The organism is Robertmurraya beringensis (assembly GCF_042433785.1).
In the GTDB taxonomy this organism is placed as follows: Bacteria; Bacillota; Bacilli; order Bacillales; family Cytobacillaceae; genus Robertmurraya_A; species Robertmurraya_A beringensis.
The window spans coordinates 1-22,910 of sequence record NZ_JBHLUU010000028.1; the positions used below are offsets into that span (position 1 = coordinate 1).

Sequence of the window (22,910 nt, forward strand, 5' to 3'; positions counted from 1 at the left end):
AGAAGCGATATAAGGTTAATGGTTAACTGAAATTAGATGGGACGCCGTATGCGGTGAAAGTCGCACGTACGGTGTTAACCGGGGGAAAAGTTGGAGATAACATCAAATACTTACCTATCGGAACTGTCCAAAGGCTTTAGAAGATCTGAATGATCGGCTGGTAGTTCTATTTGCTTCGATACATTCAATGTAAATTCAGAGCTTTTAAGTGCAGACTTATCATAGCTGCCGTTTACATCCTTCACACTAAATACTAGTGTCCCAGAGAATGGTGCTTGAAATAGCTTACCTTCTTGCTTACCCTCTTGAACGGCATTGATTTCTTCTGAATGCTTTCCGTCTTTTGTTTCTAGGTATAAGGAAAGCTTGTAATCAAATTGACTCGCTCCATCTAGGACGAATTGCAGATTATCTCCTTTTTCCACATCCACTTTATATAAGTATTCTTGATATGGCATCGTGATTTGTCCCTCTAGCTCTACTGGTTCCGTAAGCTTGACAGGAGCGGCCTTTACAATCATTTCTTCAACGGTTAACTTTTTTGTTAATAGGGTTGGTAACTTTTTCACATCGTACTGCATAGCCAAGACAGGATTCACAAGACCATTTGCGTATTTTACATCAAACCCTATTGCACCTAAATCTTCTGCTGTTTCTTCTAATATGTATTCAATCTGAGCTGGTGTTAAGTTTGGATTTTTTGATAATAATAGGGAAGCAATCCCCGATACCATCGGAGTAGCCATCGATGTTCCGCTCATTTTTACGAAGGTTGATTTTTTCTCATAATCATACATGGTAGAATAAATATCTTCACCTGGAGCTACAACATCTACAGAAGGTCCATAAGAAGAGAAATAGGATAGTTTCTTATCACTATTAACGGAACCAACACTGATTACACCTTCGTATGCAGCTGGATAGCTAATCGTGTCGTCCCCTGTATTCCCTGCAGCAGCAATAACAACTACGTTTTTCTCAGCAGCTTTTTGAAGAGCTTCTTCAATGAGTGGAGACTTCATTGAACCACCAAGACTCATGTTGATAACTTTTGCTCCCTTTTCAACGGCATACAGGATACCGTTTGCAATCGCATAATCACTTGCACCCCATCCACGATCAAATACATCAATTGGGAGAATCTTTGCATTTGGATTTACTCCATATCCGCCAATTCCATTCCCTTTATTTGCAGCAATAATACCAGATACATGTGTTCCATGATAATCAGGTGAGCCCGGGTTCATTGGATTTACGGTATTATAACTCGATAATAAACGTCCTTTTAAATCCGGATGTTTTGAATCGACACCTTGGTCAATAACCGCAACAGTTACGGCGTTTTTCCCAGCTAATTTTTGAGCCTTTTCTAGCTGCAAAAGAGAATTTTGGTATTGAGAACTTGCTTTCGGGTCTATTCCTAGCGGCTTATAAAAAACCGACGGACTGACAGATTTGACTTCGTTAAGCTTTTGATAGTTTCTAATGACTTTATTTAAATCCTTCTTGTTAGTTACCTTTACAACAGCATATTTCAAATCAGAAAACTGCTTTAATAAGGTTGCACCAGCTGCTTTATGCTGCGCAGAAGTTAAAAGCTTGTTCATTTTGATAACAAGGGTGTCTTCGCTTACTACCTTTTCATCAGTAGTATTGATTTTTGCTTGTAACTGAGGTTGATTTGCTGTAACCGCAGCAACTTCTTGTAAACTACTAAACTTCGATTCTGCTGCAGCTGTTGACAACGGGATAAAACCGTTAGCTAGTAAACCTATTCCCGCTACAATGGATATAGACTTTTTCCATATCTTCATTTTTTCTCCTCCTTTTTTCACTATTTCTTTTTTGAACTCACATATAAATAGAATCATATATCCTAATAAATAGCAAGATTTTCCATAATAGGAAATTCGACAATAAAAAGGCAACCGATGACTTTTATCGGTTGCCTGGGAAAATTATAGATTTGTATAGATTGCACTATTTTTGTTAAAGAGAATGTAGTAGCCAGAACCCACTTCTAGTCTCGTTCCTTTTAAGTTGTACACTCTGAACTGTTGTCCCTTGACTAAGGTTTTTACAACTGCCCCATTTCGATCGTATAAAGGTGTGTTGGCTTTGATGGAGACAACTCCTTTATAGAAAGATACCTTTTGTTGCTTTCCTACGTAATAGCCACCGCCTACATAATATGCTTGATCGTCGTAGCTATAAACTTTAATGGTTTCTCCTGTTCGTAAATAACGATGGAATTGTCCGTTTGGTTTATATAATACGGACTCATTATTAGGGATATAGAGACGTCCAATAAATAGATTCATTTTACTACTATCCGCAGCCACCACATAGTTTCCACCTAGGTTGTAATTATTACCGATGGTTCCATAAACCTTATATGAGTTCTTTCCTTTTAATACTTTCGCAACTGTGCCATCTGGTGCTATCAATGGACGATCGTATTTTAAATATAAAGTTGCTATTGGTAGTGGGTGAGTGATGCTATTATCTACATTTGGAATCTGTAATTGAATAGACTTGATTTTTTCATAGATAGATAGAATGTTCTGTCCATAATTTGTACCAGGGACCGCCCATCTTCCGTTCAGGTCCTGCCAGTTTGGTGCGATTCCTCTTGTAACATAATCAAATCTTGGATCGATCTTTTCTGTCACTAGCGGTTCTTTGTTGGCATATGCTTTTAGATGCTGAATTTGTGCTCTGACTCCCTCTTCAGGTGTTGAGAAGGTTGCACCCTGAGCCCCTCCTCCTACTGCACCAATGCCAGAATAATTATTTTGTTCTGGCTTCACATCTCCACCGAAAGTGAAATAGCCTGTCTCATGAATCGCTTGAGCAAATGCAATATCCCCACGAATCCCTTCCATACGTCCGATGCTTAAATAGAGCTCCGCTAATCTGTATATAGTAACCCCCATTAATTTAGGCTCTGGATTCGATAACAAAACAAAATCTCCAAGCTGTTTAGAGGTTAGAATAGATGAACCTGCTATAGGAACGAATACCTCCCCAGCCTTTCCCTTTTGTGGATGCATAACGAAAATAGTAGAAAAGAGAAAAAGAGAAGCAAGTAGAGACAGATAAATCTTCTTCATTATTATTTGAACAACTCCTAAACCTATTTTCCTATTATTTTACTATATTATTAGAACCATCAGGGAAATATTTTCGGGAAATTCCAAATGGGTGTCTGTCACCCTTCGTGGACAGTTTGCTCTATTTTGTCCGTCTGAGGCGGACACTCACTGACTTCAATACCTAGCCGCAGATTGGATAAGTAACTTGACGCATTAAAGCCCTTCCAATAAGGAAGGGCAACTAATTAAAATGATTAATCAATATTTAAAGTAAAGAACTCTAAACTGTATTTATCTTCTTTTAAATTGTAAATCGGGCTAGAATAATACCATATAAGTGAATTTCCTTGTACAAGTGGGCTTATGTTACCTGGTGAAGGTACGCCTAAAAGTTTTTTTGGCTTTTGAATTAATTCTCCATTGCCGTTTACAACAGCAAAATATAGATCCTTATTGTAGTTAGTACTCATATTTTCCTCTACCCATAAGATCACAAATTTATTATCATTGATTTTACTTATATGAGTTTCTTCGATATTAATGCTTGACTTAGTATTGTCATTTGAAATCTGAAGTAGTTTTGGTTGTGAATCTGTTTTTTTCGGAACAACACTTAAAATAACATTTTGCTTATAAGCACTTATGACTAAATAGTTTGACTGACTTACTTCCAAGCCACCCAAAGATGCTCCAGTATAATTATCGCCTATCCTTCCAGGAAAACTAATTAAATCCACTTGTCTAGTAATCTCGTTTTCTCGTTCAACTTGTAATACAATAGCACGTGGATAAGCATCCCCATGGTCTACATAAACTGTATCTTCTCCATCAAACCGGACATAGGTTGCGAAGGAATGACTTACATGGTTAGCTGGCCATTGTCCTCCATTATTGATCAATTTCATATTTTTCATATCAACTAAAAAACTTATATTAGACTGATGACGTAAACCATCATCAGTTTTGTATCTTAATCTAGCTGAATGAATGACTAATTTTCCATTGTAGCTATCCATTGTAACATTACTACCATCAAAAGGTTGAGCAACATATACATCCTTAATATCTAATTGAGCAATTTTTTTCCACCTATTATCATATTTAACTAACCTATAGACGGGTTTTGTATTTGACTCTTCATAATTACCTTGACCATATAATATATAGTAGTAACCATCATTTCCTTCATGAAATCCTCCAAAATTCAATGATTCCTTTTGTACCTTTGTTTCTCCACTTTTATTAAAGAGATGGTCAAAGTGTAAAATTTTTATATCTTCATAATCAGCGTTTAATATGTTTATACGACCTAAGTGATCCTTAAATATGTACCGCTTTGAAGGATAGAACCAATTAATATAGGAGTAGTCCTCCGACTCTTTTAAGCTTGAAAGCAAATTTGATGAGGTAAAGGATAAATTAGGATACAATAGAATGGGCTTTGAAGCTTTCTCGTCTTGAAGGGTACAATGGCTTAAATTTCTAATTGTCTCTACTTTTATTCTTGTAACTGCCTCTAGTTTTGCCTTACTGGGAGTTTCATATTTTACTTTTGAATCCCGATCTACATAATACCCTCCACCTACACTAAGCATTCCAGGTTTAAAAGCATAAATACGGTAAATTTCACCCTTATTCAAGGTTCTAGTAAATACCTTTTTATCTCCATCAAATTTAAATAACGAGGTATTATGAAGAACAGTTAATCTCCCAATTTGACCTACTTTAAGCTCAACTCCATCCCAATATACTTTATCAACTACACTGCTTTGTCTTTGTCTACAATCTAATGATTCTGTAGCTTTTATCGATGAAATATTATCCCACAGCAAAAGAGCAAATACTATTAAAATTACTCCAACCTTTTTCAAAAAGCTCCCCCCTTTAAGTAAAATTATAATGCATATATTTCCCAACCCGAATGAAAAGAATAAAAAAACTAACCATAATTGAGAACACTTTTAACAAAGTTACCCTTCACATATATAAAAGCCATGCACTTCAAAAATGCGAGTGCATGGCTTTTGAAATTATTTACCTTGAAGCTGTTGAAGCTTTGTCTTTGATGGAGTTTCATATTTAATATGAGATTTCATATTCGTAATGAAGTATCCTCCACCAACACCGTACTGTCCACCGTATTTACTATTGAAGTTATAGACACGATAGGTTTCACCTGGTTTTAAGATACGAACGAACTCAAGTTTATTAGTTGCTGTACGTTTCCATAGGTTAATAGCCTTATTAACTGTTACTCTTCCAATTTGACCTTTTTTCAGAATAGCCCCATCCCAGTAGACAACTGGAGTTGGTTTTGTAACCACAGGTGATTCTGGTTCTTCTTCTGTTGGAGCTTCTTCTACAGTAATACGCTTGTCCACTGACACGTTTACCTTACCTAGCTTTTGAATATAAACAATTAATGCTTCATCTAAAGCAGGGAACTCATTGACGATCGCACTTTCTTTAAAGGACACATACTCATCGCCACCTGCAGCCATGAAATCATTGGTTGCCACTAGATACTCTGCCTTCATATCCATAGCTTTCCCATTTAATTCCATAGAATGAACACGCTCTCCAGCTGGCTTATTTACATCAATAGAAAATGTCATCCCGGCAATATGAGGAAATGCACCCTTTGACTCAGGATAAGCACTTACACCATTTTCAAGACCCGCCTTAATTTGTGCCCCTATAAGTTTCTTTGTAACAATGTAATTTCCAAATGGTAGAACAGAAATAACTGAACCTTTTGTGATATCTCCCTCACTGATAGAAGCACGAATTCCTCCACCGTTTGTGATTGCGATATCAGCACCTGTCATGTCTATCATTGCATCCGTAATTAAGTTTCCTAGATTAGTTTCACCTGTACGAACACTCGCACGTTCACCGTCTAAGAAAACAGCTGTTTCACCAATTTTTTCAGATAAGATTGTTTTTTGCTTTTCCTTAATTTGGTCAACTACAGCTTGTACAGCAGGATCAGGAGTAATGTTCGCCGCTTCTTCTTTTGTTACTAGCTTTGCGGTTTTATTGACAATCTTGCTTCCTTCAAAAGTAAGTTCTACTACACCTAGATTTTTTGTATATTCACCAGCACTTACTATTAAAGTATTATTCTCTCCATTTAAGCCTTCAACAAGTGTAGAGTGACTATGCCCATCTACAATTAAGTCAATCCCTGGAGCTTCCTTAGCTACTTTAATAGAAGTATCTGTACTAGACTCATCAATTCCTAGATGAGTAACAGCAACAATGGCATCAACATTTTGAGCCTTTAGTTCCTGTACCATGGCTTTTGCTTCCACAACCGGATCCGTAAACGTTAGACCTTCTACATTTTTCGGATGAGTCTTATAGTGTGTTTCAGGAGTTGATAAACCAAAGATACCGATTTTCAATCCATCAATTTCTTTTATCTCATATGGATTTAACAATAATGAACCATCCTGTTTACGGACGTTTGCACTTAAAACAGGGAAAACAACTTTATCTTTTAATTCGAGTAATCTCTGATAGCCGTAGTTAAAATCATGATTTCCTGCAGCCATCCCATCATAACCAACTGCATTCATGACGTCTGCAATACTTCCACCCTGTTCTAGGGTTGCAAACGTTGTACCGTGAAACGTGTCACCTGCATCAAGTAGCAAGGTATTAGGGTTTTGCTGTTCGTACTGTTTTAACATCGTTGCAATTTTTGCGAACCCCATTCCATCATTCGCTGACTCTTCTACTCTTCCGTGTGAGTCATTCGTATGAAGGATCTGGATTTTCTTAGTCGTTGTGCTCTCAGCCGCATCTGCTATTTGGAGCGCTCCCCCAAAACTAGAACCAAAGACTAGTGTCGAAACTAAAACGATTGCACTCTTCTTTAAAAAACGCATATTTCCCCTCCTAAATTGGTCTTTTTTCATAGTACAAATCTATTATATAAAATATTCTGTAAAATTTGTGTAAAAGATTGTAAGATTTTAACGAAAAAAGGAAGAAAGGTGACAGACACCCTTCGTGGACAGTTGACCCTGTTTTGTACGCCTGAGGTGGACACGTATATAAAAGCTACTTTATCGTCGAAAGTTGTTATAGATAAATTACAATTGTCAACAGATAGAACTACGCCCTTGACATCACCCAATAATTTCGTATATGATATTTCGACAATTTCTGTTATTCTATTTTATGTAGTACATTAAACCTAAAAACATGGAGGATTTTGTTGTGGCAAATAGAGTAAGTACGAAGAAACGCAAATGGCCAAAGGTCTTAGGAATCATCTTACTGGCACTTTTCATCGGTGCTGGAGCCTATGCCTATTCAATATACACTTCTTTAACAAAAGCAGTTGATACGATGCATCAACCGATAGATCGAGAAAAATCAGATAAAAGAGATGAAGAAGTAGTTTTAGAAAAGAAGGTTCCATTTTCTATCCTTATGCTTGGAGTTGACGAACGTGAAGGAGACCGCGGACGCTCTGATACAATGATTGTTCTCACAGTTAACCCAAATCTAAACTCTGTAAAAATGTTAAGCATTCCCCGTGATACACGTACGGAAATTATTGGGAATGGTACTACGGATAAAATTAATCATGCTTATGCTTTTGGTGGAGTGGAGATGTCTCTGGATACAGTGGAAAATCTATTGGACATTCCGATTGATTATTATATGCAGATAAATATGGAAGGCTTTAGCGATATCGTTGATACTGTTGGTGGAGTAACCGTTCAAAACGATTTAGACTTCACTTATGAAGGAGTACATTTCCCTGAAGGCGAAGTGACATTGAACGGAGAAAGAGCTCTAAAGTATTCTCGTATGCGATATGAAGATCCACGTGGAGATTTTGGACGTCAACAAAGACAAAGACAAATTATCCAGGCTGTTATCAAAAAAGGAGCTAGCTTAAGTTCTTTAACCAAGTATGATGAAGTATTTGAAGCCCTTGGTAACAATGTTAAAACAAACCTAGTATTTAGCGAGATGGTAGATATACAAAAGAATTACAAGGAAGCAGCTAAAAATATGGAGCAACTTACTGTATCAGGTACAGGTACAAAGATTGATTCCATTTATTACTTAGTCCTTTCCGATGAAGAAAAACAACGTATTCAAACAGAACTAAAAAATCACCTAGAACTTCAGTAGTACTTAAGCTCCCGTTTACAAGTGTAACGGGAGCTTTTTTTCCCTAAATCTCCCTATAGTCAGAAACCCCTCTAGTATGTATGATTAAAGAGGTTCAATCACTATGACAAAGGGGAAATTTCACTTGAACAAAAAGAAACTTATCCAGTTAACAGCTACTACCACTTTACTTGCTAGTTCTTATGTAGCAGTTAGTCCTATTCAGGCAGAAGCAGCTACCTCAACGGAAAGCTTAGTTATGCAAGCGGAGTCAAATGTAGTTTTGCTAAAACGAGCAATCTCTGTTGATTATGAAGCTGACGCAGTCACTCAGCCTTGGACAGAATACAATAAAGCAAAAAAAGCTTACGAGACAGCTAAAGCTGCAGTAAACAAACTCACTGGGACACAAAAAACAACACTTAACGCACGATTAGATAATGTGAAACTTTGGATTGACCGTACAGCGGTTTATATTGATTCTATTACTTCAGGTAAAAAATTACTTGCTGCCCAAGAAGCAATGGAAAACCACCTGTACGAAGGCGAAATGGAAGAAGCTACACTGTCTTACCATAAGCTTTCCTACGAAATTAAAAAACAAGCAGCTTACCTTTATAAAGTATATGGTCAATCAACACGACAAGCGATTCTTGAAACATATAAACTCCCAGCAGAAGAAGCAAAAGCAGCTGCTCTTTATCCTGTAAGTATTCATATTGAGCTCGGGCGTTTACAAGCAGCTTTAGAAAATAACGACACCGAGAAAGCTGATGTACTAATGGCCAACATTGATGACTGGCTATATTATGTAGAAGATCCCGTTCTATTTGATACTCTGACTGAAACCTATACAAGTATTTACGAAACGTACTATAAACCTAATATTGTTGAAGTTGATTCTTTTCCTTATTGGAACGAGATTCCTTCAGGATTAGGTGGAGATGAATTTAATATCCTAGATATGTTTGCCTTTTATGATGAGAATGGCGATATGGCTTGGATTACCCCATCAGAATATGGATTCAAAGTAAGAGACAACAAAGGTTATTTTAACGAAGATGGCACTCTAACAACTGCATATTCTAATGGACTTACTGAAGCTGAAATTGGTTCGGTTGAAGTAGAAGTGCTTGATAGCTCTAACAATGTAGTTGTCACACATACTTTCCAAATTGTTGACGGCAACAAACTTTTTTCTCTTGATGCTGGTAAACTAGTAGATGACCAGGCAGTCGAAGCTTCTAACTTAACAGTTGGGAAAAACTATCAGTTTATTCCAACTGATGCTCAAACGGTTAAAGGCGATTACACAAGTGAAATTGAACGCAACGTTTCTTTAGAAGAGTTTCCTGGTGTGACCTTCCGTTCTTCAAAACCTTCTATCTTTACAGTCGATTCCACTGGAAAGGTAACTGCTGTTGCTCCAGGCTATGCAAGACTAATTGTTTCATGGAATGACTATGAGTTCGAGATGATGTTAAAAGTGAATGAATAAGATTATAGAGGATAAAACAAGTGTATAAAAAGATTAGTATTATGCTTACTATTCTTCTGCTGTTATCTACCCAACTTTTACCTATAGGAAATGCCTCTGCAGCCTTAAGCTATTCCCAAACAAATAGTCTTGTGACTAAGGCAGAAAAGCTAGCGGGTGCACTAAAGTGGCAGATTTCAGTAGATTATAATAAAAACCTAACGTTGCCAGATATGGTTTTGTTTAATCAAACCAAGGATGCATATAACAAGGCTCAAACAGCTGTTTCCGCTCTTAAAGATTCACGAAAAGCAAGTCTCCAGTCACGTCTTGATACAAATGTAAAAATTCATATCACTCGTGCGATTGCTTATATTGATGCGCTAAATGGCGGAAAAAAATTAGAAGCATTAACGAATGAATTACGCTATTTAATCAAAGAGGAAATTTACACCATCCGGATGGATGACTTATACCATGAATTATCCTATCAAATTCGGAAGCAGGCCGTTCTTCTTTATCGTGTATACGGAAAATCTACTCGTGAGGCAATCTTAGCAAAATATAAAGTACCTGCGGAAGCCGAAAAAAGCAAAGTGGCTTATTTTGTTACTGTGAAGGATATTGTTGATAAGGCAAAGCTTGAAATGGCTAAGGATGAGGTTGATATCTATTTAATGATTAATTATCTCATTACATCGAATGATATGCTTCCAATCATTCAACAGCTTCACCCATACCATGTAGCACAATTCCTGCAATCCGATATGATTGATCTTGCAGAAGAATTAAGCATGGTTAGTGAGTCGGAATTTGAAGGGCCACAATTTGATATGTTAAATACAGAGGATGCCTTTCAAGAAACCATGATTGTTCACTTTGACATGGGGGGCTACTACCAAAAGGAACTCTACTTTTTGGATGAACCTCTTCAACAATATGAGTCGAGAATCATAAACTTTGAATTTATTGGTTATGAATATACGGTTCTCCTATATAGAGTTGATGAAAACCCATGGGTTGCACCTAACTTCTATACACTAGATATTTCTGAAATACAGTAAAAATAATTAAGCCCTTCTCCAAATCATTGGAAAAGGGCTTTTTACAATCAAATATTAATTTGCTAACCCTGTATTAAATTGATTAATCATAAAGTCTGATCCATCTGTATCTGTAAAGGAAGATTCTTCTCCTGAAACTAATTCTCCTAATTCAACACTCACATTTACACCATCTACAACTAAATTCCCATCAAAAACCACATTACCTTCCACCACATTAGAAACGGTCAGAGTGGCAATTGGTACTTCAGGTGTTTCAGTTGAATAAACGACAACTTGATCTTGCTCTCCGAGATCTAATACCTCAACATTAACATTAGTAGGCAAGTTCAATTGACTTATATCTTGGTTAAATGTAAATGAAATGATATCTGATGTGGAGAAGTTCACGTTATCATCTAAATCTTCAAAGCCTACACTAGTGATAGATAACTGATTTGTCTCAGTTATAGTACCAACCTGAACACGGAATTGAACAGAGTGACTATTCCCTTCTCCGTCTTCAGCATATAAATTAATTACATCTTCTCCTTCAGTCAATCCAAGTAATTTTAGAGTAGGCTGACTTGATTCTTCTACAATAGTAGCCTCAACAATTCCTTCTGATTCTTGATCAAATGTGTAAGAAATCGTCTCCGGATCCATTCCTCTATATTCAACAAAGAAGTTATTTAGATTAAGAGATACTTCTTCTCCAACATCAATGAAATGCATAAAATCAATCATATCTACATCAGTTACACGTAAATGCAAAGTAAGGGTAGCTTCTTGACCTGCAGCATTTTCTGCGTGTATATGCAGTGTATCTTCACCAACTTGAACTGGACGTAACTGAAGAGCTATCCCTTCCTCAGGAACGGTTGATTCTCCAATAGAGAAGTTAACTATTTCAGAGCTTTCTTCTTGAACCGTAAGCTCTAATCCTTCTGGGTCCATACCTAAGCCGTTAATAAAATCGTTCAGAATATAGAATTCATGAAATGCATTTAAACTTATTACTTCATTTCTTACTGGAACATATTCATATCCTGGTTCTTCCGGTACTTCCATAAATAGAGCTAAGGCTAATCTCAACCCACGAATACTAGCAAATAACTCTTTCATTGTTACATCAGGATTTGCTAAAACAGCCTCAGAATTTGCAATTGCTTCGGTGAGAGCATCCCTTTCCTCCGTAGAGTTATTATCTTCTTCCTCAAAGAACTCCTTACCAGTTGCAATCAGCTCTTGTAGAGATTCCTGTGGCTTCAAATAATCATTTGGAATTACTTCTGATTGCTCAAGTTCATTGATTGGCATAACGGAAACAGACTCACCATTATCTTTAATTTCTACGGCAAATACGACCCAATAAAGTTCGGAACCAGTACCCGTTGGAAGCGTAAATGTTTGATCAGCAGTTTGAGCATTTCCTTTAAAAATTTTCACATTTGCATTTGATTCTGCTAAATTAGGTTCTTCAGAAAAATTATGAACATAAAATACATATTTACCATCTTTTAGTTTTCTAAATGTAGTTGTCTCTGGACCGTATGAATTAGTGTCATCCCAATCTAAATCAACATACGTAACTCCATCTTCTTCATGTACCTGATCATAATAAGCCGTGTGTAATTCAGTACCGTCAATGGTTTGTCCAATTAAGTGGGAATCCAGATCCCTTGGTTCCTCGCCCCATGAAAGCATGATTTTTAATTCACTTGATGCAGCTGCACGAATAGCTGTTTCGTTCTGGTGTGTATTATATACATCAGAAGGAGCTGCAGCATACATATTGGAACTGATTACATTTGGCCCAGACATTTCTCCAATGTACTCACCTGCTGGTAAAGAAACGGAGTAGAAACCGAATTTGTCTGTTACTGCTTCGCCAACAATTTCACCATTAGCATCGTTAGCATCTCTAAACTTGATTGTAACCCCTTCAAATCCTACCTCTGCTACATCCGTAATTCTGCCTTCAAATCCAGTACCAATAAATACTTCATCTGAAATAGCTTCACCATGCAATTTCTCTGAGTTAGAAGATGGTTTTACCGTTATACTTAAAGTCTTTCCTACGTTCCCCTCTGTTAAAGATAGTGGTGTATAAGTGATTCTATTGAATGCAGGATAATATTGCACATTTTGAAGTTCAATCTCTTCACCATCAAGCGTTGCAGTTACATCAAATTCTTCTGTAGAGATTCCTGCTACATATTTTTCAAAATTAACCTTAATACTTGCCTGTGTAGCTTCTATTGTTTGAATCTGAGTTTGAGTCTCTGAAGAAACACTCTCATCAATTACTTGGTCATTAACCGTTACTGTTGTTCCATTATTTAGCACAACGTTTTGCGGCATCGTTGATAGCGTTGAGCCATCCGAATTAACTTCAGCAGTTACAATTCTCCCTTGTCCAAGAACCGAAGCTACTGCATTAAGGACAAGCGATTCAATGCTTGTTGCCTCTGAAAGATTTAGGCGCACTTGCGCTGCACGAGAATTAATCGTTTCAAATGAACCTAATAATTCTACTTGAAGGTTGCTATCCGTAGACTGGACTGTTTCACTAATATTAATATCAGTAAATCCTTCTGCATTCTCGTCCAGATCTGATTCCTCGATTTTCACATACGATTCAAGTTGGACTTCTACTACTCTAGTACTACCACTTGCGACGATACGAATGGCACCGTTATTTTTGTTAACAATCACTGTTGCAAGAACTGAATCTTCAAAATGAATACTGTTTATTCCACCACCACGTACATAGGTAGTACCTTCTACCTTAACGTTTTGTAAGCATACTTCACCTTCTGCAACAGATTCAGAGATAATAAGATCTCCTTTAATGACCATGTTTTTAAGTGTCACATCATCCGATGTAACAGTCACATTGTCGTTAATGGTTGCAACACCTTCTGATGGTCCATAGCTACCTGGGGAATCATATGTACTTGGTAGTTGTTCACTTGGCGGTTCTTCAGAAGGAACATCATTTCCTGGTTGTTCTGTGCTATTATCTGGCACTGGTGTTTGAGGTGCAGGTGTTGGTTCATCCTTACCAGCTTCGACTACCTCTTTGTATTCCTTTATTTCCTTATTAAATTTTTCATAGATTGGTTCGTGTTTAGTAACATTCCCAAGCTTCTCAGCCTCTTTAACTAGCTCATCTAGTAAGGTTAAAAGTTTAGTCATTTCCTCTTTTTTATTGTTTGAAATGGCTTCCTCTAAAAGATCCAACTTCATTTTAATAGTAATGGGATACATAGCATCTGCTTTAACATTCTCGGCAGATTTTTTAAAATGATTTCGTATTGCTTCACGAGTAGTTTTTCCATATACTCTATCAAGAAGTTTTGATTGCTTTTTTAACTCTTTAGATAGGTCATGGTACAGTTTTTCTGTCTCATCATCAATAATATTTTTCTGTAATCTCTCTTCTAACTTTTGCTTTTTCTCTTCAATTTTCTTCCCAGCATTTACCGCATCTATGTATGCTACCGCTCTACCAACTTTATTTGGTGTTGTTGAAATATAAAGTTCCACGTTTTGTTGTAAGCGCGCTTCATAAATATTTCTTTCATCACTCTTTAATTTACTAACCGCATCTTTTGCCTTTTGATAAGCTGCTTTGGTTTGGTTATACAAGTCCCAAGGAATCGAAGTAATATCTTTATTTGTCCCTTCAACTGATATAGCCCACTTTAAACTACCAGCATAACTTTCCGCACTTCTTACTAGTTTTTCTACTTCTGATTTACTCTCTGCATTTACAGGTGCATTAGCAACAAATGCACTAGAAAGTACAAGCCCAGAAATAAGGACTTTTGAACCTCTGTTTCTTTTTTTACTCATGATAATCCTCCTATTAAACAGGTAATATATCCTATAATATATAAAAAAATACAAAATTTCTACTTAATTTACAAAATACTAATAACGAAATATATATGTTTTAGAAGTTCAAATGTTAGTAATCCATTGTTTTAAAGATTAGAATAGTAAATGAAATATAGTTAGTTTAGGAAGGTAATTATGCTACCAGTAGTAAGTCACGAGGTTGACGACAATAAAATAAATGTGAAAATATTGATCGGATTTCTTTTTAGTTTTTATGTGGTATGGACCTTAAAAGAACTATGGTTTGTACAGTTTATTTATCTGTTTGAAGGAGCTACCACCAGCCTCCTAAATGGATCGATTAAAGTATTCGTTTGGGCTGTGCCTGTCTGCATAATCATTAAGTTTCAGCTTAACAGCAATCCCTTTACTTACTTAAAGTTAAACGTAAACGTAAAGAAGGGACTCTTATTAGGGATTGGTTCTTCGTTTCTTATGGGGCTTTATTTAGTCATAAATACTATGATAAATAAAGAACTTCCATCTTCGTTCTCCTTAACCTTTAATGAAGTACTTAATACCGTTCTACTGGCGGGATTACTAGAGGAACTGATGTTTAGGGGTTTTATTTTGCAGGAGATCCACAAGAGGTTGGATTTTTGGAAATCCAATATGCTTACTGCTCTATTATTTGTAGCCATTCATTATCCCGTATGGATTAGGCTTGGTACCTTTTTTCACTTTGAAACTCATTTATATATTTTTCTAGTAGGTCTGCTATTTGGATATGTATATAAAAGGACCGGTTCACTCTGGGCTGCAATCATTCTACATTCGGCTCATAACTTTTTCCTTGCTATTTTACTTTAGTTTTTAAACCAGTAAACTTATCCACATTTTGTGGATAAGTCTTGTTAATAACCTTTCACACCAGAAAAAAGAGTAACCAGAAGAGTTCTCCTTACCTCTTCTGGTTACTCCCCAATTATTCCTTAATTCTCCACTACACTCTGAACCCATTCTCCAAGATGATCTCTCATCACCTTTTCTTGAACCTTTAAAAGTATCTCTTCTATTTCCTGTTGATACGCATCCACTTTTTCCTTATCACCTGAAGCAACCGCTTCTTCTAGTGAATTCATTAGGTCACTTATTAACACCACTAGTCTTCCTTGTTCAAGAGCAACCTGTGACACACCCTTGTACTTAGAGAGTATCGCTTCACGTGTCGCTTTACCATATGGTTTATATAAGTATACTGCTTGACGTTTTTGTAAGGAGGATAACGAATGATAAGAAGCTATACTGTTTTGAATATCTCCTGCTTGTAAATATTTTCTTAGCTCATTTGTTCCAGCATCTAGCTTTCGACCTGCAGAAATAGCGTCGATAAAGTTAGCTGCACGGCCAATCCATACCTCTATATCCGCTAAACTCCTCTTATAGGCAGATTGTTTATCAGCTGGCAAGGTAGCTACAAGCTTCTTTGCTTCTTGAAGGGATTTTTTCACTTCGTTATACGCAGCATATGGCTGAATCTGAACGTTAGCGTTATATTCTATTAAAATTTGCTTTACTAAACTAGCATTTTTCAGTTGAGCTGTTCGGACACTATCTGCTACTTTTGCGTAAATACGTTGGGTATGATTTTTATGAATAGCATCAGCTATCGCAGAAATTACTTTTACGTCCTTCCCAACAGGGATACCCTCGGTTGTTACTACCAGAATATAAGGCTGCGTATCCTTCACAAGAGCCACATCGTTGTAAACTAAATTAGCAGGGATATACCCTACCTTATGGGCTACCTGATCAGCTTTTAATGAGGAAGCTACTGTATCTTTATAAACGGTATGGCTCAGCATGGATATGAGCTTATTTCCAAGGTCCGGATATTTTTTTGAAAAATTCCAAACCGCATTCATATAAGTAGCTAGGTCTGCTGCAGTGGTCATGTTCCTTCCGTTTGGATATACGACCTTCCCGCCAATGGACTTGGCATACTTAATGAAACTCGCTTTACCTACTCTTTCTCTTAGCATAATAAATGCAATATTATCAGAATACGTAATCGCTTTGTAAACTAGGTCATTAATGGTATATGTAGTCCCTACTCGGTCATTTTGTATGACCCCACTTCCCCCATAGTAGTGATGCTTTTTATAAGTTAACCTCTCATTTAAGTTCAACTTATTCTTAGCAGCCAATTCATACACATACAGAACTAAAGGCAACTTAATCGTACTAGCTGCCTGACGCACTTTTGTTGGTTGATAGGTGTATGTCTCACCAGTGACAAGATTTCGGTAGTATACAGATAATTTGGGATAACTCTTACTATATTTTTTTATTAAACTTTCTGTAGAGGAAAATGAACTCGCAGCTGATACCGGTACGAATGTGGCAGTAACTAAAGTAAAAACAAATAATAAAGTCAATAGTTGACGATATTTTCTCATTTCCTTTTCTCCTTTCATATATGACTATTAGCCTATCATAATATAATCCTTATCACCTGACAAAAGTATTATTTTTCCACAATATGTTTCTCCCAAATTTCCATTTTTAATAGTATGATATAGATATTATTTTACTAGATACATAGGAGGAACCATGAAACATCTTAGAAAAGGAATTATTCTCACATTACTCATCATCTTTTCTGTCTTCATAACAGAAAAACCGGCTAGTGCAGCGGTCATTAATCCAAACCAAGTGTACACCTACGTACAAATGGAAAAAGATATTATGGCATTAGCAAAAGCTTATCCAGACTTAGTTGAATATAAAGTTATCGGAAAAAGTGAATATGGAAGAAATATATATGCGATCTCACTAGGTAAAGGCGATCCAACTGTATTTATTAATGGCGCTCACCATGCTCGTGAATGGTTGACGACCACTCTCAATATGCAGATGATTGAGCAATACGCAACCGCCTATACTAAAGGAACTAAAATTAGTGGCTATGACGTTAAAAATGTTCTCAATAAAATGACCATTTGGTTTGTGCCAATGGTTAATCCTGACGGGGTCACTCTCCAGCAATATGGGATAAAGGCTTTTCCATCCAGTGTCCATGCGGATTTAATTAAAATGAATGGTGGAAGTACTGATTTTAAACGATGGAAAGCAAATGCGAAGGGTGTTGATCTAAACCGTCAGTACAATGCTGATTGGGCAAACATTAAATACGATCCAGGAAAACCTTCCTATAAAAATTACAAGGGAGCGGCTCCGCACTCTGCTGCAGAGGTAAAAGCTGTATTAAATTTCGTTACTGAGATTAACCCGGAAGCAGCCGTTGCCTATCACTCAAGTGGGGAAGTTCTTTACTGGAACTTCCATCAAACAGGAAGCTGGTATAATCGAGATCATGCCTATGCCAAAAAAATCGGCCAAATGACAGGGTACTCCTTAGTCTATCCAGGAGCAAACCCCTCTGGAGGAGGATTTACCGATTGGTTTATCATCCAGTACAAACGTCCGGGATTCACTCCTGAGATTTCAAGAGCTGTATATGAAACGAGTCCACCGCTAACTGAGTTTCCACGTGCATGGAGTAAAAATCAGGGTGTTGGTTTATACGTCGCAGAAGTTGGATATCAGATTCATCAACAAAGAGTTGGATCCGTGGTCAAGAAAGCCGAACAACAAGTTAATTTAGCTATCTCCAAATCAAAAGGGTTACGATACTATTATTCTGGTAGCATTAAGAGCGTAAGTGATTTAAAGGTTACAACAAGTTTTGCAAAAGCATATCAAGAGGCAAGTAAAACCATCCAAACCGCAGAAAAATCGTTAGCTTCTTTACCAAAGAAAGAACAAGATCGACTGAAGGCAACCCTGAAACAGGCGTATTCTTTTAAAAATTCTGCAGCTATCTTTATTGACACAATGAAAGCTGGAAATCAACTGCTGGCTAATGTACAATCCTTTAATCAAACCGTGAACAGTGGTGTATTAAACGATACAACGGTACAAACCTATCACCAGTTCTCTTATCAATTGAAAAAGACAGAAGGATTAATTAACAAGTTATACGATCCTAAGGTTCGTAAATTAACTGCTACCAAGTTCGCACTTCCAGCGAAAATCTCAAAGGAAACCGTTATCTATGAGATATCACGATATATGCTAATTCAAGAAATCCATGCATTAATTGATGTAAACAATGTTGAAATAATTGAGTCTAAGTTAGCGGAACTTAAGAGACTTGAAAAGCGTTCTATTGAAATCAAGAAGGCAGGAAACCAATTGTATCCTGGCAAGTATCCGGAGTTACCAAGGTTTGAACAAATACTTCAGAGCATGAAAGAGGAACTACTATTAGAAGTAGAAGCACTTACACCTAATGAGACTTTGGAACCAGAGCAACAACCAACCACAGAAACTAATGAGCAAGTCTCACAACCGATTGAAACAAATGAAGAAACCACTACATTTCCTACCACTGATATAAATGTAGAAACATCACAACCTTGATAGTAGGATGTTAAAAGGAGAGAGGCTAGTAATCCACTCTCCTTTTTTGTCGAATAATTATTCGACATCATTAGACAAAATCACCCTTTTTTCCTATTAACTTTTTCACAGAAAGAACCGATAATAGTACTAGATATAAAGGCAAGATCATTGAAAAGTGATTACGCAAAGCTACAGGGGCCTCTACTTCCGGTAAGGCCAGCCAGCTACTATCATAAAAAAAGGAGAATGGGAAAAATGTCTAGATTCTATACACCAGAAGAAATGGTTGCTAAAAGAAAAAGAAGTAAATATTTTCTTTATGCAGCAATCGTTATCGGTACAATCGTTTTGAGCTCTACATTAACACTGCTATCCAACGGATTATAAAACTACTTTCACTATAAACAAAGAGACCTAATGTCTAGGTCTCTTCAGATTGTCGACAAAAGGTAATGAGAAGCCCTTCTCGTTACCTTTTGTCATTTTTTTTGTTTAGGAATGGTGGGAAAAAGGCTGATTTCCGCTCCAGGCGCTTGCTTTCCGGGGGGCGGGCGGTGAGCCTCCTCGTCGCTGACGCTCCTGTGGGGTCTCACCTGTCCCGCTAATCCCCCAGGAGTCAAGCACCCTCCGCTCCAATCAGCAGTTATATTCTTAAAACTTTGACTCAAAATCTATTTAGAGTCAAAGTCAAGCACCTTGCCAAGTCCAAGTTGCCAATTTCTTTAAATTCATGGCAGCAAAAGTAAGCATCGCTTGCATGGACAATTTTTTAATCCCCCGTAGGGTTGTCCAACGCATACCATGCTTTTCCTTCGCATCAGCAAAGACACGTTCAATCGTCTCTTTGCGTCTTGCATATATTTGTTTCATTGTATAAGTGTGCCGTAGATGTTCTGCCTCTTCTATGTAAGCCTCCCAAATATGACGCTGAATGAGTTTTTGATGGTTCTTACTTTCCGTACACTGTGATAGAAAAGGACACTCTGCGCAAATGGTTGGATTCGATTTATACTGTTGATATCCTTCCTTTGTTGTAGTCGTATACTTTAACTGTTGTCCTTGCGGACATAAATAGCAATCAAAATACTCGTCATACACATAATCATGCTTTTTGAAAAACCCATCTTTTGTTTTTGGGCGTGTGTAAGGAAGGACAGGTAACATTTGATTTTCTAATAGAAAGTTAGTGATGGCCGGTGTTTTATAAGCCGCATCGGCTGCGACAGCAAGTGGCTTCTTTACTTTTTCGATAATCTTCTCAACAAGTGGCTGCAACAAATGACTATCATGAACATTCCCTGGAGTTACAATTGTACCTAACACAAATCCCTTTTCCTCCGTGGCTGCATGGAACGAATACGCAAACTGTTTGGTTCGTTCATCCTTTACATAGTAGCCACTTTCGGGGTCTGTGGTACTTTCCTTAATTTCTTTCCATTCCTCTTTTTCAAACTTTTCAGGAGGGAAGGGTTTTTTACCATGTTCCTCTCGGTCTAGATTGAGTTCCAATTGGAGCTTCTCTTCATAAGCTCGAGTTTCTTTACGGACGACTTTCTTATCAAATTTTCGTTTATTGGCGCTCGCTTTTACATGTGTTGAGTCTACAAATACATGGTCCGCAGACAAAAGACCTTTATCCATAATCTCCTTCAAAATATGGTAGAAGATGTCTTCGAACACACTGGATTCATGATAACGACGTTTATAATTTTTACCGAAGGTAGAGAAGTGGGGGACTTCTGTATAGAAACCAAACCCTAAAAACCACCGATAAGCCACATTGGTTTCAATCTCTTTTATGGTTTGACGCATGGAACGAATCCCAAATATGTATTGTATAAACACCATTTTAAATAAAACGACTGGATCAATACTTGGGCGTCCTACCTCCGAATAAAGGTCTTTCACCAACGGATAGATGAATGAAAAATCAATTGCTGACTCTAGCTTGCGAACTAAATGATCTTGTGGAACTAATTGATCAATCGCTAGCATTTCAAATTGTTCACGTTCATTAAACTGATTTTTTGTCATCATGGTTGGTCACCTCTAGATAAAAATGATTGATTAAGTGTAATAAATTGATTGGAACGGAGGGTGGCGACTCCTGCGGGAAAAGCGGGACAGTCGAGACCCTGGACTGAGCGTAGCGAGGGAAGCGGCTCGGCCCCGCCCGCGGAAAGCGTCCACCCGGAGTGGAAATCAAACCACATTGGTATTCTATCTATATTTTAAAATAAAATAGACCGTAGGCAAACTCGAAATCCCTCGAGTTTGTCTACGGTCTGAAGAGACCTAATGTCTAGGTCTCTTTTTTGCTACAAAAATAGAAGGAAAAGTTTTATAATTGTTCCTTCTATTCTATTTAATTAAGATCCGGAAAGTTCAGGTTTTCGTCATCAAAAAATATAGATGACTTAACATCACTTGAGAAAACGGCATAAAGATAGCCATCTCCAGATATCCCCTCAACTCTTCCTTCACCGTATTCTTTATGTATCACTCGAACATGTTCTAACCCCTGGTAATAATAGAGGGTTTGCAACTTCTTTGCTTGTACCGGTGTTAACATGATGAATCCTCCATAGTATATTTCGTAACCCTATTATACTATATGGAAACAGCCGTTTGTAAGATGGTAATGGATGGTTTTCTTTCCTATTCTATTGACTATTTATTCATTTTATATTTTTCAAATTCACTCACCATTTATAAATTTCAAATCTCTTATGATAACCCCTTTTATGGATCCTATATATAAATTAGACTAATTTGAAACATTAATAAATAATATACGTCTAAATTGCAAGGAGGGATAAATGAATGAGGAAATTTGTTTCAGTTTTAATGATTGTATTATTACTTTTGCAATTTGGTATTGGTTGTGAACAAAGAAAACCTGAAATAACAGAAATACAAGCAAAAATTAAGGTAATTGAAAAACACAAGATAAAAAATGGCATGGTTAAAATAAAATCTATAACCCATAAAAATAATGAGTATATTATCGAATGGGAAAACAAGGATAATTGTGAATATGGCATTGACAAGGTAGATGATCAAAATGGGGAGTTAAAAATGGTTGAAGCATCAATTTGTTAGTCTCTCTATACTTACAACATCTGGTGAATCAAATATGATCAAAAATAATCTAACCTAGTTATTATCAACCAGGTTAGATTGGAGATACAACATAAAGATCAAAAATTCGAATAAAAATTTTATAGGAATTATTAATTACTATACTTTGATGAAAATCTTTTGCGGTCAGTTTTCACTTCATTTTTGACCGCCTCTTTATATTTTTTGTATTCTTTTGAACTGACAATTTCACTCTTATCAGTAACATTTAATACTATATTGGAATTAGGTCCAGAAATTAGTATAGATCCATCTGGTTGATTGTACGTATTAAAAATATAATACTTCCCTTCTTCAGGTAAGGAGTCATCTTCGTAAAGTATATATATATCTGAATCTTCGCTTATACCCCCTGACTTTTGCATTGGGATAGAGTTATTTTTTTTCAATCTTCCTTTGATGTTATCTACAACAGTGATTGAATAATTGGTATAAGGGCTTGTAACTTCTTTTGTCCCATTTTCAGTTTCAACTGTAACTGGAAATTTATACTCAGTCCCTTCTATTTTATCCACGTAACCCACAAACACGTTATCAGCGTCTCCTACGACCTCATTAACGTTGTCAACATTTATATCGAAAGTACCATGTAAATGTGCAACTTTCATTACCTTTTCCTTTTCACTACAACCTACCAGTCCAACTATCAAAAGAGCCAAAATAAATAATAATACAAACTGTTTTTTAAAGAGTTTCATCCTTTTA

General features: G+C 36.8%; 16 protein-coding genes and 1 riboswitch. Of the genes, 7 read left to right on the forward strand and 9 right to left on the reverse strand.

The annotated features are described in order from the left end of the window. Positions 1 to 110 precede the first annotated feature (110 nt). The 4 genes from ACFFHF_RS09840 to ACFFHF_RS09855 form a co-directional block, all read right to left on the reverse strand. Positions 111 to 1,814 (reverse strand): S8 family peptidase, encoded by a 1,704-nt coding sequence (locus ACFFHF_RS09840; protein ID WP_377057966.1) that lies wholly within the window; start codon positions 1,812 to 1,814, stop codon positions 111 to 113. A 144-nt stretch (positions 1,815 to 1,958) separates the two neighbouring features. Next, positions 1,959 to 3,113, reverse strand: coding sequence for a glucosaminidase domain-containing protein (locus ACFFHF_RS09845; protein ID WP_377057967.1), 1,155 nt, complete (start codon positions 3,111 to 3,113; stop codon positions 1,959 to 1,961). 236 nt (positions 3,114 to 3,349) lie between these two features. Continuing rightward, on the reverse strand, positions 3,350 to 4,966 hold the full coding sequence (locus ACFFHF_RS09850; protein ID WP_377057968.1) for a hypothetical protein: 1,617 nt from the start codon (positions 4,964 to 4,966) through the stop codon (positions 3,350 to 3,352). Between the two features lie 159 nt (positions 4,967 to 5,125). Further along, positions 5,126 to 6,988, reverse strand: a complete 1,863-nt coding sequence (locus ACFFHF_RS09855) for a bifunctional metallophosphatase/5'-nucleotidase (protein WP_377057969.1) — start codon at positions 6,986 to 6,988, stop codon at positions 5,126 to 5,128. Positions 6,989 to 7,322: 334 nt separating this feature from the next. Here ACFFHF_RS09855 and tagU point away from each other — a divergent pair, with 334 nt between their 5' ends. From tagU to ACFFHF_RS09870, 3 genes are all read left to right on the forward strand, one after another. Beyond that, positions 7,323 to 8,252, forward strand: a complete 930-nt coding sequence (gene tagU, locus ACFFHF_RS09860) for a polyisoprenyl-teichoic acid--peptidoglycan teichoic acid transferase TagU (RefSeq protein ID WP_377057970.1) — start codon at positions 7,323 to 7,325, stop codon at positions 8,250 to 8,252. 124 nt (positions 8,253 to 8,376) lie between these two features. Beyond that, positions 8,377 to 9,729, forward strand: coding sequence for a hypothetical protein (locus ACFFHF_RS09865; protein WP_377057971.1), 1,353 nt, complete (start codon positions 8,377 to 8,379; stop codon positions 9,727 to 9,729). A 20-nt stretch (positions 9,730 to 9,749) separates the two neighbouring features. Beyond that, positions 9,750 to 10,772 carry a hypothetical protein gene (locus ACFFHF_RS09870; RefSeq protein WP_377057972.1) on the forward strand — a complete coding sequence of 341 codons (1,023 nt, stop codon included), beginning with the start codon at positions 9,750 to 9,752 and terminating at the stop codon, positions 10,770 to 10,772. Between the two features lie 54 nt (positions 10,773 to 10,826). Here ACFFHF_RS09870 and ACFFHF_RS09875 read toward each other — a convergent pair whose 3' ends face one another. Next, on the reverse strand, positions 10,827 to 14,612 hold the full coding sequence (locus ACFFHF_RS09875; protein ID WP_377057973.1) for a DUF2135 domain-containing protein: 3,786 nt from the start codon (positions 14,610 to 14,612) through the stop codon (positions 10,827 to 10,829). Positions 14,613 to 14,792: 180 nt separating this feature from the next. Between ACFFHF_RS09875 and ACFFHF_RS09880 the strand changes: the two genes are divergently transcribed. After that, positions 14,793 to 15,467: a CPBP family intramembrane glutamic endopeptidase gene (locus tag ACFFHF_RS09880; RefSeq protein WP_377057974.1), complete on the forward strand. Its 675-nt coding sequence runs from the start codon at positions 14,793 to 14,795 to the stop codon at positions 15,465 to 15,467. 122 nt (positions 15,468 to 15,589) lie between these two features. Here ACFFHF_RS09880 and ACFFHF_RS09885 read toward each other — a convergent pair whose 3' ends face one another. Next, positions 15,590 to 17,056 carry a serine hydrolase gene (locus ACFFHF_RS09885; protein WP_377057975.1) on the reverse strand — a complete coding sequence of 489 codons (1,467 nt, stop codon included), beginning with the start codon at positions 17,054 to 17,056 and terminating at the stop codon, positions 15,590 to 15,592. Between the two features lie 154 nt (positions 17,057 to 17,210). On the opposite strand from ACFFHF_RS09885, the gene ACFFHF_RS09890 reads away from it, so the two are divergent. Together ACFFHF_RS09890 and ACFFHF_RS09895 are read left to right on the forward strand one after the other, a co-directional pair. Beyond that, on the forward strand, positions 17,211 to 19,082 hold the full coding sequence (locus tag ACFFHF_RS09890; protein ID WP_377057977.1) for a M14 family zinc carboxypeptidase: 1,872 nt from the start codon (positions 17,211 to 17,213) through the stop codon (positions 19,080 to 19,082). Positions 19,083 to 19,212: 130 nt separating this feature from the next. Further along, positions 19,213 to 19,296, forward strand: a riboswitch (cyclic di-GMP riboswitch). Between the two features lie 23 nt (positions 19,297 to 19,319). Further along, entirely contained in the window at positions 19,320 to 19,451 is a 132-nt protein-coding gene (locus tag ACFFHF_RS09895) for a hypothetical protein (RefSeq protein ID WP_377057978.1), read from the forward strand. Between the two features lie 300 nt (positions 19,452 to 19,751). Here ACFFHF_RS09895 and ACFFHF_RS09900 read toward each other — a convergent pair whose 3' ends face one another. Together ACFFHF_RS09900 and ACFFHF_RS09905 are read right to left on the reverse strand one after the other, a co-directional pair. Continuing rightward, positions 19,752 to 21,101 carry an IS1182 family transposase gene (locus ACFFHF_RS09900; RefSeq protein WP_377057979.1) on the reverse strand — a complete coding sequence of 450 codons (1,350 nt, stop codon included), beginning with the start codon at positions 21,099 to 21,101 and terminating at the stop codon, positions 19,752 to 19,754. Positions 21,102 to 21,429: 328 nt separating this feature from the next. Then, entirely contained in the window at positions 21,430 to 21,636 is a 207-nt protein-coding gene (locus ACFFHF_RS09905; RefSeq protein ID WP_377057980.1) for a hypothetical protein, read from the reverse strand. A 251-nt stretch (positions 21,637 to 21,887) separates the two neighbouring features. On the opposite strand from ACFFHF_RS09905, the gene ACFFHF_RS09910 reads away from it, so the two are divergent. Next, positions 21,888 to 22,166, forward strand: a complete 279-nt coding sequence (locus tag ACFFHF_RS09910) for a hypothetical protein (RefSeq protein WP_377057981.1) — start codon at positions 21,888 to 21,890, stop codon at positions 22,164 to 22,166. Positions 22,167 to 22,297: 131 nt separating this feature from the next. On the opposite strand, the gene ACFFHF_RS09915 is transcribed toward ACFFHF_RS09910, so the two are convergent. Further along, positions 22,298 to 22,903 (reverse strand): cell surface protein, encoded by a 606-nt coding sequence (locus ACFFHF_RS09915; RefSeq protein WP_377057982.1) that lies wholly within the window; start codon positions 22,901 to 22,903, stop codon positions 22,298 to 22,300. Positions 22,904 to 22,910 lie beyond the last annotated feature (7 nt).